Raw genomic sequence first — 17,629 nt, 5'->3', positions numbered from 1 at the left:
GGTGCCCGCGCTCAGTCCAGGAAGAAGGCGTCGATCTCGTCCTCGGAGTCCAGAATCTCCTCGGCGCGCACGCCGAGTTCTCTCGCCAACTCCACGGATCCGGCGAGTGCGACCCGCACATCGGCGGAGAAGGCTCGTTCGAGCAGCCCGAGATAGTCGGACATGCTCCGGTCCAGCTGTTCCAGTAGCGCCTGATACTCGGTGGCGAGGTGCTCGTCGAGCGCACGCTGTTCGGCGAGGTAGCGCTCGATCAACGCGGCCTCGCGCTTCGTCAACGACGAGGCGACGGCTTTGTACATCACCGTGCCGATCGTGGTGCCGATGACCGCGCCGAGGATGGGGACCGGGATGGTCGCCTGGCCGATGAACGAGGACAGCGCTCGCACCGCGGCTTCCAGTGCGATGAGTTCGGCGGTCTCGATGAACTCGAGTTCGCCGATCTCGTTGCGGCGGAGTTTGTTCGCCTGTTCGGCGATGCTGAACGAGGTGGTGACGATCGAGCTCGCGACGGCTGCGGACGTCGCGGTGAAGTTCGTCAGCGCGTAGATGCTCGATCCCCGGACGGCGCCCTTGCCGAATCCTGCCCCGGTGTCGCCCGCGATGTCGAGCCAGTCCTCACCACTGAACGCGTTGAGCTTCTTGCCTTCCCGCCGTTTGGCGATCACGGCAAGCACGAAGGCGGTCCCGGCAGCGGTCGCGGCGGCGTTGACCGCTGCGGCAGTCCCCTCCTGGAGTGTCGGACGGCTGCGGTGGTAGGCATCGTCGCGTAGTGCGCGATCGGTGGCGTGCAGCGATTCCCTTTCGGCGGCCATGGTCGAGGCGTAGGCGTCGCGTTGTACCTCGTGGTATTCCAGCGCCGACGGTTCGAGCGCCTCGAGGTCGACCGAGTTGTCGCGAAAGAACACCTGCACCCGCTGCCAGTCCCGCAGTGAGGGTCCCTCGCCGGTGCGTGCGAGCTTGTTCGCTTCCTCGGGCGACAATGCGCGCAGTCGCTGGATCATCTCGAAGTGGTCGCGCGGGATCTGGTATCGCCCGCCGTTGCGCACGTACTCGGGATACTTCCGGAGGTGCTCGGCGATCGCGCCCAGGGAGTAGCGGCCGCCCGCCGCGACGAACTTCTGTTGGATCTCGACGGTTCCGCGCAGCAGATCGACCGGGCCGTTGTCGTTCACCCACCGGTAGGCGGGCTCGTGGCCGAGGACCTGCCCTCGGGCGTTGCCGATACCGACCTCGGCGATCTCGGCGATGAAGCCGTGCATGCCGTGCAGGCCGCCGCGGTTGGTCGCGACCACCTCGAGGTCGATCTTCCTGACCGCCTCGTCGACGCTGGTCAGCGCGTCCCGAAGGTGTGTGTCCTGCCGGTCGAGTGTGCTGAGGAGGGTATCGATGCGGAGCTGATTGAGATAGTTCACCCACGAGCCGACGGCCTGTTCCTGGATGCCGGTGACGAACTCGGCCGTGTCACTCATCCCTGGGGGCCTGTTCTATCCGCGTGCTCAGCAGGGCCGCGCACGCCTTGGTGTTGTTCACCAGTGCGGCCAGCGCCGACCGCTCGGCGGGGCCGAGCGTCCGGAAGTCGGCGCGGAAGTGAGCCAGGTTGGCGCCGTAGCTGTGCACCAGCTGTTCGCGGAGCGAGGTCGTCCGCCGGACGAGATCATCGATCTGGGCGTCCATGCCGGCGACGAGGGCGGTGTTCCGCTTGATCGCCGTCAGCGCTTCGTTCTTCGCTTCCCGGTTCTCGAACTTCTTCTTCGCGAACAGTGCGATCGAGGCGAGCAGGGTCGCTCCCGCGATGGTCCAGCCGATCGGGCCCGCCAGGGCGAGCAGCGTGGTGCCCGCCGCGGTGCCACCGCCACCGGCGGCCAGCGCACCACCGCCCAGCCACGCCAGTGCTGCCTGGCTGGCCGCCGCGCCCGACAGCGTCGAGATCGCCGTGCCGGTCGACGCCGTCCCGAACGTTGTCGCGACCCAGATCGCCGCCGACGGGGCGAGTCCGGCCACCGCGGTCCCCGCCGCGAATCCGGCACCCGCGCCCGCTGCCGACAACCGCGCCGCGTCCAGTTCGTTCTGCGCGAATTCCTCGGTGTCGGCGAAGCGTTTCCTGTGCACCTCGATCTCGTCGAAGTCGGTATCGAACGATTTCGGGGTATTGGCGATACTGTTCACCAACTGCTCGACCAGCTCGATCAGGTCCGTGGAGCGTTCGCGCTGACGCAACAGGGACAGCCCCCTGTCGGCCATGGCGGTGAAGGCGGCGTTGTATTCCGCCACGGCCAGTTCATAGGGATCCGGCTGCTTCGCGGTCAGCTTCTCGACCCGGCCCCTCGCCGCGTCCTTCACGCCGCCGACTTGTCCGGCGAACTGCGTCGACGCCGACCGTGCCGCCCTGCCGAGGCCGTCGACGGTCCGACCGAAGCCTTCCCGCACGCCGCCGACGCCCGGTTCGGCCTTGTCCGTGTCGAGCTTTTCCACCATCGCCCCCTCCAAGATCATTGCGGCTCAACAATGTAGCCGACCACGTGCGCCGCGGGGAGCGGATCGGCGTAGACGTGCGCCGTGTTCCGTCGGGGTGTCGGCGCGGACAACGGCCTCGGTTCCGAGGTGCGCGGTGGTGCGGGAGTGGCTGGTTCTGCGGGTGGGCGGAGCCGGGCCGGTGGTGAACGTCCGCGTTCGCCGGTATCGTGCTGTCGGGCAAGGGCGTCGAGTAGTACCCGGGGGTGGGGATGGAAGGTCTCGGTCCGTCGGACCCGCGCCGAATCGGCCACTATCGCCTGCTCGGCGTACTGGGCGCGGGCGGTATGGGGCGCGTGTATCTGGGTCGCACGGCCGGCGGACGGGCGGTCGCGATCAAAGTGATCCGGCCCGAGCTCGCCGACGAGGAGTTCCGGCGCCGGTTCCGCCGGGAGGTCGCGGCGGCCCGGCGGGTGCGCGGGGAGTACACCGCGCCGGTCCTCGACGCCGATCCCGAGGCCGCGGTGCCGTGGCTGGCGACGGGCTACATCGCCGGGGTGCCGCTCGGCGAGGCGATCGCCGGGTACGGACCCCTGGGGGAACCGGCGCTGCTGAGACTGGCCACGGGCCTCGCCGCGGCCCTGTCCGGCATCCATGCCGCGGGCGTGGTGCATCGAGACCTGAAGCCCGCCAACGTGATCCTCGGCATCGGCGGTCCCCGGGTGATCGACTTCGGCATCGCCCGCAGCATCGACGACACGGCGTTGACGGTCACCGGCGGCGTGCTCGGCACGCCGGCGTTCATGAGTCCCGAGCAGGTGAGCGGCGAGGCCGTGGGACCGGGTAGCGACGTCTTCGCCCTCGCGGGGATCCTCGTCCACGCCGCGACCGGCCGTGCGCCCTACGGGCGCGGAGACGTGGCACAGGTGGCCTTCCGGATCGTCTACGAGCCTCTCGATCTCGCCGGGGTGCCCGAGCCGCTGCGGCCGATCCTGGCCGCGTGCGCCGCGAAGGATCCCGAACAACGGCCGCGGGCCGTCGACCTGTCCGCCCGCCTGCGCGCGCTGTGCGGGAGGGAGCAGGCTGCCGGTGGGCTGCCGGTGCCGCTGCTCGAGGAGATCAGCCGGCGCACCGCCGCCGTGCTGGAACTGGATCCGGTCCCTGAGACGCCGGAACCGATGCCCTCGCACCAGGTGCCGATCCGGCCGGGCCCTCCGCCCGCGGCGACCACCGGGCACCGGACCCCGGTGCCGAGCGGCGAGGTGGCCGGTGCCCGGTGGCGGTCGTGGCGCACCGTCCTCGCCACCGCCGCCGCGGCGGGCGTCGTGGTGGCCGCGGTGGTGGCGGGAGCGTTCTACGGCCGGGACGCGCCCTCCGCGGCGGACCGGTCCTCGTCCACGCCGCCCGGTCCGGCGACGGTGCCCGCGGGATTGATCGGCCGCTGGACCGGAACGGCGCGCGACCCGCTGTTGGCCTACGCCGTCACCGTCGACATCCGCGCGGGAACGGTGGGCGACGACGTCGCCACCGCCGTGAACACCGACACGCTGACCTCGACCCGCTGTGAACGCACCGAGCAGATGACCGGTGCCGGCGCGTCGGAAATCCGCCTCGTTGCCCGGCTTTCCGGCGGATCGTCGAGCTGCCTGGACAACGGATCCACCTCCACGATCACCCTCGTTCCCGACGGGACCGCCGTGTACGCCACCACCGCGGCGCTGGGCAGGATCAGCGGAGTCCTCACCAAGTCCTGACGCGGCGCCACCGGCCGTTCGCGGCGTCGTTCGGAGGTGAGGCGTGGACGCGCTTCGGCCGTGGCGCGGCATCTCGGGCGGTCTCCCGGAGGCCGGGCGCCGCAGGTCGCCGCTGGGGAGAAAGGCTCACCGCCCGGGGCGGAAGCGGAGACGTTCTCGAACGACTGCGCGACAGGCGATGTCGCGGGACGGGTTTCGGTGCCGGGCACTCCGGACGATGCGATGATCGCCACCGGGTTGTCTGCGTAGTCTGGGGAGACGGTCGTGCGCGCGAGGTCGACGCGTCTCGTGCGGGCCGGGGAGAGGGAGGGCGCGATGACACCGAGCGGTCGGGCACATGGTGGAGCGAGGACGAGGCGTTGACGACATCGGGACTCGAGGCCGACGCGGGTCCGTTGGCTGCCGAATGGGTGACGGATCGGGTCGACGTACCGGACTCGATGGCGACGGCCGACCTCGACACCTACGTCTCGGGTCTGGTGAACTCGCGTCTACGGCTGTCGGGCCTGCGGCTGTCGTGCCTGCGCTACACGTGCATGTTCCGCATCACGACGCAGCGGATGCGCTGGACCATCAGCTATCTCACCGAGTCGATCCATCAGCCGAGCCGGTGACGCGGGCGCAGGAGCGCGCTGCGCGCCGCCGGTGCGTTCGCGCCGGGACAGCGGCCGCGCCGGCTCGCTGATCGCCCGCGCCTGGTGCACGGTCGCGGTCCGGCCGGTGCGGGGCGGCGCCTGACGCCGCCCCGGCTCGGCCGTCAGGGGGTGCCCCAATGCCCGGGGACGTGGAGTTCTCTGGCGATCGCGCCGATCGCGTCGACGATCGTGCGGTGTCCGAGCTGATTCCAGGCGTTGCCTCCCGGGCCGCGGATCTGATCGAAGACGTCGTTGGCGCGGCCGACGGTGGTGTCGGGCAGGCGCATCGGTTGCGGCGAGGCGGGTGGGTTCACCATGCCCGCGACCGCCGCGTGCGTGCCGATGTCGGCGAGGGCGTCGACCACCGATCGCTTGTTCAGCTGCGGCCAGCCGGCGCCGTCGACGCCGACGAGCTGCAGCCAGGCGTCGAGGACGCAGTCGTCGACCGTCCGTCGCCCGGACGGGGACGTACCGGTGGCGGCCGCGTAGCCCTTCGGCGGGATCAGCGTGGCCATCTGCGCGAAGGAGCACCAGTAGCCGAACGGGGGGAATCCCGAATCGGCGACCCAGAACGCGCGGCCGCCGTTGTCGTCGGCGTACCCCATGATCGCGATGTAGTGGAAGACCGTGCCGCCGTGGTACTCCGGACTCGTCGAGCCCCGGACACCCACGGGATAGTTGCCCGGCGGGGCGACGATGTTGGCCACCACCCCGTAGCCGTTGTCGATGCTGCGCGTGACGTCCGCCCACAGCTGTTCCCGCTGGTGCGCGCTCGGCGGGTCGTCGGGCATCTGCACGACCTTGTAGTCGGCGCCGGGGATGTGCTTGTCCAGGACCGGTCCGATGAGGCCGATGTGGTCGGTGCCGTCCTCGTCGGTGCCCATCTCCTGGCCGAGGTCGCTCTCGACGATCAGGTCGTTGGTGCGGGCGAGGATCACGGTCTGGGTGGAGGCGGGGCCGCAATTGAACCCGGTGTCCTGCTTGACGTGGATACGCGGGTAGTCGAGCACCCTCTCCACGGGCTGCGCCGCGGCGATTCCGTCGGGGAGCAGAGCCGTACCGAGCTCGCGGCACATGTGCCAGCGGTCGATTCTGTCCTGCAGGTGCATCGTCCCGCCGTTGACCGCCCTCGTCGCGCCCTCGACGTCGCCGGTGTCCGCCAGCTCGTTGAGCTGTGGCCGCGCCACCGTCCAGTAGTAGGAGGCCGCGAGGAACCCCCATTCCGGACGGGCCACCTGGAACGGGTCCGAGACGAAGAAGTCCGGATTCGGGACGAGTCCCCGGTCGAATGCCCACGCACTGAACAGCCCGTAGTTGTGCCGGCCGGTCAGCTGGATGGGCCCGCGGCCTTTGAAACGGGGGCCGTCGCCGGGTTCGGTATTACCGAGATCCAGTCTGCCCTCGTAATCGCTGCCGTCGGCGATCTCTTCCATGAACCGCAGGCCCGCGGACTCGTGGCCGATCTGCGCGCACCACATCGCCACCCTGTCGACGGTGGTGCACTCGGCCGAGATGAGGGCCTTGTTGAACGGCTCCGTGAACGCTTCGTACTCCTGCAGCGACAAGCTGTTGCCCATCGCCCGCGCGAGTGTCGGTGTGTCCATCGCATGGCCTCCAGTTCAGTTCTTCTCCACGATCGGATACGACCTCCATGCTGCGTTCGCGCGGAAACGGCGGCGCGCGTAGTCGACTACTCGAACTCTGTGCGGAGAACCCGTTCCCGGATTCGCCGGTGGACGCAGCGACGGTTCGGCGCGCATACTCGGTGCGTTGGGCGTGACATTCGACGCACGGGCAGGAACCGTTCGATGATCGATGTCTTCACTTTCCGTGGAACGGGCGAGCCCCGCAGCGGCGACGGAACACCCTCGGGCATGCTCGCCGACATCACCGGTCGGCTGGATGTACGAAGGTTCCGATGCCGTGAACCGGAGTGGCCCGCGGTCATCGGCCCGGCGGGATCGCCCGACGGGTGGGGTGTCTCGCTGGAAACCAGCGTCGCGGCCGGGACCCGCGCCGGAGTGTCGGCGATCCAGGAATCGCCCGAGCCGTGTGGATTGATCGGCTATTCACTGGGCGGCATAGTCGTCAGCCGCATTCTCGAAGGCGTACGGTCGGGAGAATTCGTCAATACCGACGGGACCCCGCTCGACATCGCGTTCGCGGTGAACATCGCCAACCCCCTGCGCAGGCGCGGCAAGTCGGTCCACGATCTCTGTCCGGGGGACACCTTCGGTCTGCACGGCGAGCACGGCCCGTGGCCCGACATCGATATCCAGGAATACGCCAATCCCGGCGACATCATCACCGCCAGCCGTGCCGATTCACCGCTGCGCTTGATCAACGACGGGATCGCGCCGTTCTCGTTCGTCGAGGGCGCGCGGATCGGTGATGTGGGATTCCGGATCACCGCGCAGCTCGCGCAATTGTTCGCCGACAATCCCCTGCAGAACTTCGAGCGATTCCAGCGGGCGTTCACGGGAGTCGTGGGCTACCTGACCCCGTGGCCGCACGGCGAGCACGTGCTGTATTCGGGGATGCCCATGCCCGGGACCGACATCACCTGGACCACACACGCGGCCCGGCACATCAACAGCACCCATTGACCGGATCCACGCTCGGCCCGGGTCCCTACCGCCGCGCCGACGTGACCGGGAGATCGGCGCGGGCTCCTCGGATGAGGGTGTGTGGAGACACATTCGATATCGCAGACCTTCGTCGGAACACGGCTCCGGCGGTGTCAGGCGGCGACGAGGTCGTCGAGGCCGATGTCGCGTCGCAGCCGGTCGAGGAGTCGTTTGAGGTAGCGGGAGACGCTCATCTGGGAGACGCCGAGGCGGCGGCTGATCTCCTCCTGCGACAGGCCGGTGAAGTAGCGCCAGTGCAGCAGCTGGCGTTCCTCGGCGTTCAGGGTCGCGACCACCGGGGCGGCGGCCAGGGACCGCTCGGTGAGTTCGTAGCAGGGTTCGTCGTAGCCGAGCGTGTCCAGGATCGAGGGTGCCTCGGCCGCGCCCGCGACGACGGGGGCGTCGAGACTGTTGGTGGTGTAGGCCTCCGCGGCGACCCGTGCCCGCACCACGTCGGCGGGTTCGATGTTGGCGGCGGCGGCGAGTTCGGCGACGGTGGGGGAGTGCCGCAGGCGTTGGGCGAGGTCGTCGGCGAGTTTCCCCATCTTGGCCTGCAGTTCCTTGTCGGCGCGGGTGACCCGCAGGGCCCAGGTGGTGTCGCGGAAGTGGCGGCGGACCTCGCCCATGATGGTGGGGACGGCGAAGCCGAGGAACTGCACGCCGCGGGTGACGTCGTAGCGGTCGACCGCCAGCACCGCGCCGAGGGAGGCGACCTGGAGCAGGTCGTCGTAGGGTTCCCCGCGCCCGCTGTAGCGGGTGGCGATGTGCTCGGCCAGCGGCAGGCACGCGGTGATGATCCGTTCGCGCAGCCGGGCGTGCTCGCGGCTGTCCGGTGGGAGGGCGGCGAGCTGGGTGAATACCGGTGCGAGCTGTTCGTATCCGTCGATGGTGTCGTCGGCGTGGCTGGGTCGTGCGGTCATGTCTCACCCCTCGATGAGCCGATCCGGGCGACTCGCGGGTTCGAGCCGCTATGTCCGGCCTACACGGCCGCGTCGTCGCCAGCCACCCCCGTTGACCAGATCGTGGCCACCCCGCAACACCGCGACCCGCCCGGCTCCCGGCGGCCTAGAGGCTGGTGAGGTCGATCCGTGCCTGGTCGACTTCGGCGCGCAGCGGATCGTCGGAGGGATCGGCGGCCTCGGCCGGTGCCGGTTCGACGGCATAGTCCTCGACGTCGGAGGTGACACCGTCGAGCAGGGCCGCGAGCCGGCCCTGGACCGGCTCACCGGTGTCGGCGGCGAGCCGGCGCGCGGCCAGCCACTCGCGGACGAACTCCGCGCGGGTCATCTCGCCGTCGGCGAAGGTCTCCATCAGGGTGAGTTGGTGCGAGGTCGCGCTGTCGTCGGGGACGTCGGCGGGGGTGTTCCACATCGCTGTCGAGGGCCTCTCGTCGTGGCGGGCCCGCGGACCGTCCGGGACCCGGTCAACCGTAGTCGACGTCGTTCCCGACGCGGGCGTTGCTCGCACGGACCGTGGTGCACGCGAATCGGTCAACCGATCGCAGTGCCGAAGAGCAGCGGTCAGGGGTTGCCGACCCGACCCTTCCACCGCTCCGCATCCTTGCCGATCCTGTCGACCGTGGTGCTGATCAGGTCCTCGATGGCCCATTCGATGCGCCGCAGTTCGTGCCGGCCGGCCGTCCGCGCGGCCTCGCGCCCGACGGCGTCGATTTCGGTACGCGCTTTCTCGGCCAGGCCGTCGATAGCCGTGATCAGGCCGTCGATGTCCGTCCTTGCCGGGCCGACCATGATCATCTTTCCCGAGGTTCGCGTGCGCAGGCCCGCCTCGGCCAGAGCCCGGCGGACGCATTCGACGGTCGTGCCGTCGAACACGTAGATCGCGCTGCCGGTGTCGTCGACCTCGGCCAGTTCGCGCAGCGGAACCTGTGACCCGCGCCAGTCGACCGTGCGGCAGCCGATGTCGCCCGGTCCGGACACGGACCGGCACGCTTCGCAGAATGCGTTGTAGATGCTGTGAATTCGCAGGATGATGTTCTTGTGGACCTCGTCGATCATGCGACGGCCGCTCCCTTGTCTCGTTGCCAGGACGTCAGCAGCATCGCCGACGCGGCCCTCGCGCGCGGCGTGGAGCCGGTTCGGTCCCACCAGCGCATGATTCACCCCGTGGACGACGAGGTTGGTGTCGAGCCGGTGCGGTAGGTGACCTGCCATCTCGTGTGGGTCGGGTCGATGCGTACGGGGTAGCCGTAGCGCAGGCATAGGGGCGCGGTTCGGGGGCAGTTGGTGCGGGTCCGGATCGCGGCGGTGATGTAGCGGTCGAGTTCGCGTGTCGGGATCGTGTCGGGGACGACGATGTCGAGGACTCTCCAGGCGAAGTCGCCGGGTGGTGATGGCGTGGTGTCGCGGGCCGGTGGTGTGGGGGAGAGGGCGTCGGGCATGGGCGGGCCGGACTCAGTGGGCGAAGTGTACGCGCAGCAGGGTCGGGTGTCCGTCGTTTCGCGCGGTGTGGGGTGCGAGGTCGACGTTCCATCCTGGTGGGAGGCCGCGTTGTAGTCCTCGGGCCAGGCGGTGCAGTGCGGTGCTGGTGGGGTGCGGGGTGTGCGTCGGGTCGGGCATGGCTCTCACCTCTCAGGTCTCGACGTCCGCGGGATGTTCGGGTCGCGGTGTGGTCGTGGGGTGTAGCAGTCGCGCGCGATGGTGGTGTGGCGGTGCGATGGAGCTGGTTGCCGGCTGTGGGGAACTCTACGGCGGTTGAGGGTGTGGGTCACGGTGGCGGAGCCGGATTAGGGGTGCTAGTTAGGGCCTTAGGGGCTATAGGGGGTCGGCGCTGCGGCTTCGGACACGCCGGTCGGTGCGGTGGGCGCGGGTCGGTGGGTGGAGTGGGCTCGTGCGGGGGCCTGCGTGGTTCCGCGTCTGTGACTGCTCGTGGGCGATATCCTTGTGGTGGTGCCCTTTTCGTGGTGCGGACCGGGGTGGACATGTCGCAGCGACTCCTCGACACGGCCCGGCGCTGAGGCCGTCGCCGGTGGTCACGCCGAACCTGCCCGTGGGGATCGCGGACGTGTACGCGGCGCGGGAGCGGCTGCGGTCGGTGGCCACGGTGACGCCGGTCCGCGCGGATCGGACCCTCGACGCGGTGTGCGGAGCGCCGGTGTGGTGCAAGGCCGAAAGTCTGCAGCAGGCGGGGTCGTTCAAGTTTCGCGGAGCCTACAACGCGGTCGCTGCGCTGCCCGAGGAGAGGCGAGGGCGCGGGGTGATCGGCGCGTCCTCGGGCAATCACGCGAAGGCGCTGGCGCTGGCAGGGTGTCTGTGGCAGGTTCCGGTGACCGTCGTCGTGCCGCGGGACGCGCCCGCGATCAAGATCGAAGTGGCGCGGACGCTCGGCGCCCGCATCGTCGGCTACGACCCGCTCCGCGAGGATCGCGACCGGCTCACCGCCGACCTGGCCGCCGCGCACGGCCTGACCGTCGTGCCCTCCGCCGACCACCGCGACGTCGTGGCGGGCGCGGCCACGGTCGCGCTCGAATTCCTCGCGCAGGCACCGGATCTCACCGTCCTGCTGGTGCCGGTCGGTGGCGGCGGGCTGGCCGCGGGCACGGCGCTCACGGTCGCCGAGCTCGCGGCGCACGTCCGCGTCGTCGGGGTGGAGCCGGAGACCGCCGCGGACACCACGTTGTCGCTGCGGGCGGGACGGCGCATCGCGCTGCCCACCGTGCCGGACACCATCGCCGACGGGCTGCGCCACCGCGTGCCCGCCGAACTGCCGTGGCGCATCAACCGCCGGCTTCTCGGCGCGGTGGTGACCGTGACCGAGGACGAGATCCGCGCGGCGATGGGGTGGGCGCTGCGGTGCCTCGACCTCGTGGTCGAGCCGTCGGGCGCGGTGGCGCTGGCCGCGGCGCCGCGCTTCGGCGCCGCGAACGCGTCGGTGGGGGTGGTGGTCTCGGGCGGGTCGGTGGACGCCGCCGCGTTCACCCGCCTCGTCGCGCCGGGATGGTCACCCGCGCCCGGGCGATGACACCCGCTCGATCAGCGCCGCCATCCGGCGCGGGGTGCGCTCGGTGAACAAGGAATGCAGCTCGAGCCGGACACCGAACTCCTCGGCGGTGGCCGCCATGAGCCGGATCGCGCTCAGGCTGTGTCCGCCCAGGTCGAAAAAGTCGTCGTCCAGGCCCAGCTCCTCCAGCCCGAGCACCTCCTGCCAGACGCGGGCCAGGCGTCGCTCGGTACCGGTGCCGGGGCGGCTGATCCGGGTCGCCGGGCGCGGGCGCGCGGTCGCCGGACGGGGTAGCCGCCGCTGGTCGATCTTGCCGTTGGCCGTGAGCGGGAAGGACTCCAGCACCGTGATCGCGGTGGGGACGAGGTGGTTCGGCAGCCGCCGGCCGAGGAAGGCGCGTAGCCGGCCGATGTCGAGTTCGTCGTCGGCGAGGAGGTAGGCGGTCAGCTGGGCGAGGCCGTTCGCGTCGGGACGCACGGCGACGACGGCCGCCCGCACGGGCGCGTGGTCGAGCAGGGCGCGCTCGGTTTCGGCGGGTTCGATGCGGAACCCGCGGAGTTTGATCTGGCGGTCGGTGCGGCCCAGATAGTCCAGTCGGCCGTCGCGGTGGCGGCCGAGGTCGCCGGTGCGGTACATCCGTGCCGCGCCGTCGCCCGCGAACGGGTCGGGCAGGAAGCGGGTGGCGGTGAGCCCGGGCTGTCCGCGATAGCCGCGAGCCACCCCGGGGCCGCCGAGGTAGATCTCGCCGATGGCTCCCGGCAACACCGGTTGCAGATGGGCGTCGAGGACGTGCACGACGGTGTCGCCGAGCGGGTCGCCGAGGGGGACGTGGTCGTCCTCGCCGACCGGCGCGAGGGTGGACCAGATCGTGGTCTCGGTCGGTCCGTACACGTTGAACGCCGAATCGGCCATGCGGCGCAGCCCCGCGGCCAGCGCCGGCGGCAGCGCCTCGCCGCCGCACAGCCCGATGCGCACCCGGGGCGGGTCCGGTTGCTCGGCGAGCAGTTGCCAGGTCACCGGCGTCGCCTGCAGCACGGTCGCGCGCGCGGCGCGCAGCAGGGTCCGCAGGCGCGCCGGGTCCCGCGCGTCGGCGGAGGAGGCCACTACCACCCGGGCCCCCACGATCAAGGGGAGCAGCATCTCGAGCGCCGCGATGTCGAAGGACACCGTGGTGACCGCGACCAGGGTGTCGGCGCCGGTCACGCCGAGCCGCTCGGCCAGGACGCCGAGTAGGTGCGCGAGACCGGTCCGCGTCACCTCGACGCCCTTGGGGTCGCCCGTCGAGCCGGAAGTGTGGACGACGTAGGCCAGTTCGTGGGCCGGGCACGGTGTCCACGGCGTGGCCGGTGCCGTGCTCGCGGTCGCGATCGGGTCCAGCGGCACGAGGCGGGGCGCGCGGTCACCGAGCCGGTCGACGAGCGCCGGCTGCGCGAGCAGCAGCTCGGGGCGCGCGCCCGCGAGCAGGCGACCCAGCCGCTCCGGCGGATGCGTCGGATCCAGGGGGAGATAAGCCGCCCCGGCGCGGAGGATGCCGAGCAGCCCGGCCACCAGCTCGGGCTCGCGCTCGGCGCACAGCCCGACGAGCGACCCGGGGCCCGCGCCGCGTTCCCGCAGCCGCGCCGCGATCCCGGCCGACGCGTGATCGAGCGCCCAGTAGGTGACGGACCGGTCGGCCGCGGTGACCGCGACGCGGTCGGGAAACCGGCGCATGTTCTCCGCGATGCGGTCCGCGACCGCCGGATACCGGGTGGGCGACCGGCGGGGGAGCGGCGCGGGCGATCGGAGGGGCAGGGTGGCGATCGGGTGGTCGGGCGCGGCGGTCGCGGCGGCCAGCAGCCGGACGAAGGCGGCGGCGAGGCGGGCGACGGTGTCCTCGTCGAACAGGTCGGTGTCGTAGGTGAGCAGTGCGGTGAGCCCGGTGTCGCGGCGCAGGAAGGAGATCGACAGGTCGAACCAGCAGCCACCGGTGTCGACCACGGTCGGGGTGAGCCGCGCGCCGGGCAGGTCGAGGGCCGGGGTGCGCTGGGTGTCGGCCAGGGTCTGGAAGACCGGGCCGTGGGCGAGGCTGCGCTGCGGACGCAGGTGGTCGACCAGCTGCTCGAAGGGCAGGTCGCCGTGGTCGATGGCGCGGAACAGCGCCGCGCGCAGGCGGGCGAGCACCGCGCGGGTGGACGGCGCGCCGCGCAGCGGCACCCGCACGGGCAGCACGTTGACGAAAAGGCCGACCACACGGTCGAATTCGGGCTCGGCGCGTCCGCTGACGGGGACGCCGACCACGAGGTCGTCCTGGCCGGTCCAGCGGCTCAGCAGCGCGGCCCACACGGCCGCGAGCACCATGAACGGGCTGGCCCCGCCCGCCCGGCCGAGCGCGGTCGCCGCCTCGGCGAGGTCCGCGGGTATCGGGCGATGGTGCACGGCGCCGCGGTGGCGCTGCACCGCGGGACGGTCGCGGTCGGTGGGGAGCGCGAGCAAGGACGGGGCGTCCGCGAGTTCGGTTCGCCAGAAGGCGAGTTCGCGGTCCAGCGGCGCGCCGGCGAGCCGTTCGGACTGCCAGCGGACGTAGTCGGCGTAGGAGTGCGTGGTGGGGGGAAGGGTGGGCGCCGCGCCCGCGCGGCGGGCACGGTAGGCGGCGGCGAGGTCGTCCAGGATCATCTCGAGCGAGCCCGCGTCGGCGACGAGGTGGTGCACCCGCACCAGCAGCCCGCCGCCCGAAGGCCCGGCGAACGCGGTGACCCGCAGCACGGGGCCGCGGCGGTGGTCCAGCGGTCGCGCGGCCACCGTGTTCATCGCCGCGGCGAGGTCACCGTCGACGGGGACGACGTCGAACGCCGTCGGATCGACGCCGCCGGGTAGCCGGACCGGCGTGCCACCATCGTCGTCGAAGGTGGAGCGCAGCGCGTCGTGGTGGGCGATCACGTCGCCGGTGGCGGCGGCGAGCGCGGCGTGATCGAGACGGCCCTCGACCAGGAACGCGCTGGTGATGGTGTTCAGGGCCGTGCCGGGCAGCAGTTGCTCGAAGAACCACAGGCGCTGCTGGGCCGGGCACAGCGGGGCCGGGCCCGCGTCTTCCGGCCGTGCCGGCGGGACGGGGCCAGGGGCGCGCGGCCCCGGGGGCGGGAGGAGGGCGGTGACCTCCGCGACCGTCGGGGTCCGGAAGATGTCGGCGGGTTCGGGTGCCCTGCCGAAGGCGCGGCGGATCCGCGCCACCAGCGACAGCACCAGGATCGAGTCCGCGCCCGCCTCGAACAGGTCGTCGTGGACGCCGAATCCGGGGCGGCGCAGCGCCTCCCGCCACAGCGCCAGCATGCGGGCCTCGTCCTCGGTGCGCGGCGGCCGGTCGGCCGGCCGCGCGGCGGTGCGGTGCGCGGCCAGGGCGGCGCGGTCCACCTTGCCCCGCGCGGTGCGGGGCAGGGCGGCCACGAGCCGGAACGCCCGCGGCACCAGAGGATCGGGCAGCAGCGAGGCGGTGAACGCGCGCAGCTCGGCGGGCTCGAGCGTGTGCCCGGCGTGCGCGGCGACGTAGCCGACGAGCACGCTGCCGCCGGTGGTGCCGGGTATCGTGCCGACGGCCGCCTCGCGGACCGATCGATGCGTCCGCAGCGCCGCCTCGATCTCGCCGGGTTCGACCCGCGTGCCGTTGAGGTTGAGCTGAGCGTCGACCCGGCCGTGGAACCACAGGATTCCTTGCGCGTCGAATCGGCCGCGATCCCCGGTGCGGTACATGCGGGCGCCGGGCGCGCCGGAGGGATCCGGCAGGAACCGGGTGGCCGAACGCCCCGGATCGCCGACGTAGCCGCGGGCGACGCCGGGGCCGCCGATGTAGATCTCGCCCACCGTGCCGGGGGCGACGGGGACGAGGGCGTCGTCGAGCAGCCGGATGCGCCCCCACACCGGGGGCCGACCGATCGGGACCGGGTCCGGCGCGGCTTCGCGCACGTGATGGAAGGTCGAGGTCATCGTGGCTTCGGTGGGCCCGTAGTGGTTCACGAGGTCGACCGCCGCGCCGAGGCTGTCGCGCGCCCGGCGCACCGTCGTCGCGGGCAGCGCCTCGCCGCTGACCATGAGCAGGCGCAGCGTGCCGGGCGCCGGGCCCGGGTGTGTGTCGCAGAGCAGGCGCAGCGTGGCCGGTGCCAGCGCGGGCACCACCGTCACCCGGTGCCGCGCGATCATCGCGTGCCACACGGCGGGATCGGTGGCCGACCGGTCGGCGAGCAGGACCACGCGCGCACCCACCGTGAGTGGGCCGAGCAGGTCGCGGATCGAGGCGTCGAACGACGGCGTGGCCAGTTGCAGCGCGGTGTCGCCGGCGCGCAGGTATCCGGACGCGGCCAGGTGGCGCAGGTAGCGCACCGCCGAGGCATGGGTGGTGCCGACGGCCTTGGGCTCACCGGTCGACCCCGAGGTGAACGTGATGTAGGCGAGGCCGTCCGGTCGCACCCCGGCCGCCTCGTCACCGACGGCCGCGCCGGGGTCGCCGGTGTCGAGGACGGCGGGCAGCGGGCCGGTGATCGCGGGGTCGTGGATATCGTCGCGGGTCACCAGGATTCGCGCCCCGGCGCGGTGCAGCATGGCGCGGCAGCGCGGACCGGGCGTGTCGGGTTCGATCGGTACGTAGACCGCGCCGGCCATGAGCACCCCGAGCATCGCCACGACCAGATCGATCGACCGGCCCAGCCGGACCGCGACCGCGGTCTCCGGCCCGGCGCCGCGAGCGCGCAGGCGGCGGGACAGGGCGCGGGCGCGCGCGTCGAGCTGCGCGTAGGTGAGGGTGGATTCGCCGCTGATCAGCGCGACCGCGTCCGGGGCGCGGTCCGCGGCGCGCCCGAACAGCACGTGCAGGAGGTCGGTGTCCGCCGCCGGCGCGAGGGCGCCGGCCAGTTCGTGGAACGCGGGCGCGGCCTCGGCCGGGGTCTGCGGCGCGGTCCCGATGAGGCGGACGGTGGCCTCGAGCTCACGGGCCAGGGCCGCGGCGAGTTCGTGGTCCACGGGCGGATGGGTGTATCGGACGTTGCCGGTCACCGCCTCGGGCCCGAGCCGGAACGTGAGCGCCACGAGGGGACCGCCGTTCTCGGCCCACTGCTCGCCCGGTGGCGCCGCGTCCAGCGAGCGCGCGGCGACGCCGGCCATCCGTCCCGCCTCCTGCGCGGTGAACCCGACGTTGAGCTCCACCTCCCAGGCGCCGGGGGCGCCCGCGCGCAGGCCGGCGGGCCGGCCTGCGCGCAGGCAGACCTCCTCCCACGGCAGCCGGGTCAGGTCCGTGAACGCGCCGCGCAACCCGTCGCGCCGGGCGGCGACCGCGTCGGCGATCGTGGCACCCGCTTCGACCACGCCCTCGTGCAGCACGAACCCGCGGACCAGGCCGACCACGCCCGCGCCGCCGGGCCGGTGCCGCCCGCCGTGCACGACGCCGAGCGCCGCCGGGGCGCCGTCGGGCCTGCGGAAGTACACCGCCACCGCCGCGGCGACGATCTCGAACGGGCTGGCCCGTTGGCGCCGGGCGGCCGCGGTGAGCAGCGCGACGCTGTCGGGGTCGAAGGACCAGCGGTGCACGCCCCTGCGCGCCCGTGGCGCGGCCGCCCTCGCGGCGAGCATCCAGGCGGGAACGGCCGGCCGCGACCGGGCGAGGACCGTGTCCCAGGCGGCGTGCGCCGCGGGCGAGGCGTCGTCGAGGATCCGGGCGTGATAGTCGGTGTAGGACAACGCCATCGGGGGCGGCGTGCCGTCGTAGGCGGCGCGGATCTGCTCGGCGACCAGTTCCGCCGACAGGCCGTCGACGCAGACGTGATCGAACACGGCGACCACGAGGCTGCGTCCGCCTGCGGCCCCGGTGAGCACCCGCGCGGGTCCCGCGCCCGGGCCGTTCCGCACGTCGGCCGCGTCGACGATCCGGCGAACGCCCGCGGCGGTGCCGTCCCAGTCCACCGTCCCGCACGGGGAGCCGGTGATCTCGGCCGGTTCCCGGACCACCTGCACCAGCGCCCCGTCGCGGTGCTCGAGGGTGGTGCGCAGGGCATCGTGGGCGTCGACCACCTGCCGGACCGCGTCGGCCAGCCGGTCCCGGTCGATCGGGGTGTCGAGGGTGAAGGCGACGTGGGCGCGCGTGGCCGGTGGCCACGCGCCCTCGGCGCTCACGAAGTCGTGACAGACGAGCTGAGCGGCGGTCGGCGGCAGGAATCTCACGGCGGCGTCCCTCGGGTCGGCGGGA

General features: G+C 72.4%; 12 protein-coding genes. 4 read left to right on the top strand and 8 right to left on the bottom strand.

The features are described from left to right. Positions 1–11 precede the first annotated feature (11 nt). Complete coding sequence (locus ON36_RS19805) at positions 12–1,469, bottom strand: hypothetical protein (RefSeq protein WP_043655665.1); 1,458 nt, start codon at positions 1,467–1,469, stop codon at positions 12–14. Continuing rightward, positions 1,462–2,475 (bottom strand): hypothetical protein, encoded by a 1,014-nt coding sequence (locus ON36_RS19800; protein WP_043655700.1) that lies wholly within the window; start codon positions 2,473–2,475, stop codon positions 1,462–1,464. Before ON36_RS19800 ends, ON36_RS19805 begins: the two co-directional genes overlap by 8 nt. 248 nt (positions 2,476–2,723) lie before the next feature. Between ON36_RS19800 and ON36_RS19795 the strand changes: the two genes are divergently transcribed. Together ON36_RS19795 and ON36_RS19790 are read left to right on the top strand one after the other, a co-directional pair. Continuing rightward, entirely contained in the window at positions 2,724–4,205 is a 1,482-nt protein-coding gene (locus ON36_RS19795) for a serine/threonine-protein kinase (RefSeq protein WP_043655663.1), read from the top strand. Between the two features lie 359 nt (positions 4,206–4,564). After that, positions 4,565–4,819, top strand: coding sequence for a hypothetical protein (locus ON36_RS19790; RefSeq protein WP_157224950.1), 255 nt, complete (start codon positions 4,565–4,567; stop codon positions 4,817–4,819). 143 nt (positions 4,820–4,962) lie between these two features. On the opposite strand, the gene ON36_RS33670 is transcribed toward ON36_RS19790, so the two are convergent. Continuing rightward, positions 4,963–6,444 (bottom strand): C39 family peptidase, encoded by a 1,482-nt coding sequence (locus ON36_RS33670; protein WP_083885250.1) that lies wholly within the window; start codon positions 6,442–6,444, stop codon positions 4,963–4,965. 270 nt (positions 6,445–6,714) lie between these two features. Between ON36_RS33670 and ON36_RS19775 the strand changes: the two genes are divergently transcribed. Beyond that, the gene (locus tag ON36_RS19775) at positions 6,715–7,446 is read left to right on the top strand and encodes a hypothetical protein (protein WP_245558135.1); all 732 of its coding nucleotides are present in this window, start codon (positions 6,715–6,717) and stop codon (positions 7,444–7,446) included. A gap of 134 nt (positions 7,447–7,580) precedes the next feature. Here ON36_RS19775 and ON36_RS19770 read toward each other — a convergent pair whose 3' ends face one another. The 4 genes from ON36_RS19770 to ON36_RS34930 form a co-directional block, all read right to left on the bottom strand. Further along, entirely contained in the window at positions 7,581–8,387 is an 807-nt protein-coding gene (locus ON36_RS19770; RefSeq protein ID WP_052314154.1) for a SigB/SigF/SigG family RNA polymerase sigma factor, read from the bottom strand. Between the two features lie 145 nt (positions 8,388–8,532). Next, positions 8,533–8,838 (bottom strand): hypothetical protein, encoded by a 306-nt coding sequence (locus ON36_RS19765; protein ID WP_052314153.1) that lies wholly within the window; start codon positions 8,836–8,838, stop codon positions 8,533–8,535. A gap of 149 nt (positions 8,839–8,987) precedes the next feature. Next, positions 8,988–9,482 (bottom strand): hypothetical protein, encoded by a 495-nt coding sequence (locus tag ON36_RS19760; protein WP_043655656.1) that lies wholly within the window; start codon positions 9,480–9,482, stop codon positions 8,988–8,990. A gap of 101 nt (positions 9,483–9,583) precedes the next feature. Beyond that, on the bottom strand, positions 9,584–9,865 hold the full coding sequence (locus tag ON36_RS34930; RefSeq protein WP_157224949.1) for a hypothetical protein: 282 nt from the start codon (positions 9,863–9,865) through the stop codon (positions 9,584–9,586). Positions 9,866–10,452: 587 nt separating this feature from the next. On the opposite strand from ON36_RS34930, the gene ON36_RS19750 reads away from it, so the two are divergent. Then, positions 10,453–11,445, top strand: a complete 993-nt coding sequence (locus ON36_RS19750; protein WP_043655651.1) for a threonine ammonia-lyase — start codon at positions 10,453–10,455, stop codon at positions 11,443–11,445. On the opposite strand, the gene ON36_RS19745 is transcribed toward ON36_RS19750, so the two are convergent. After that, entirely contained in the window at positions 11,425–17,604 is a 6,180-nt protein-coding gene (locus ON36_RS19745; protein ID WP_052314152.1) for a non-ribosomal peptide synthetase, read from the bottom strand. The genes ON36_RS19750 and ON36_RS19745 overlap by 21 nt on opposite strands. Between the last annotated feature and the right edge of the window lie 25 nt (positions 17,605–17,629).

It is taken from the genome of Nocardia thailandica NBRC 100428, assembly GCF_000308795.1.
Classification (GTDB): Bacteria; Actinomycetota; Actinomycetes; order Mycobacteriales; family Mycobacteriaceae; genus Nocardia; species Nocardia thailandica.
This window is presented reverse-complemented; position numbering and strand designations above follow the sequence as displayed.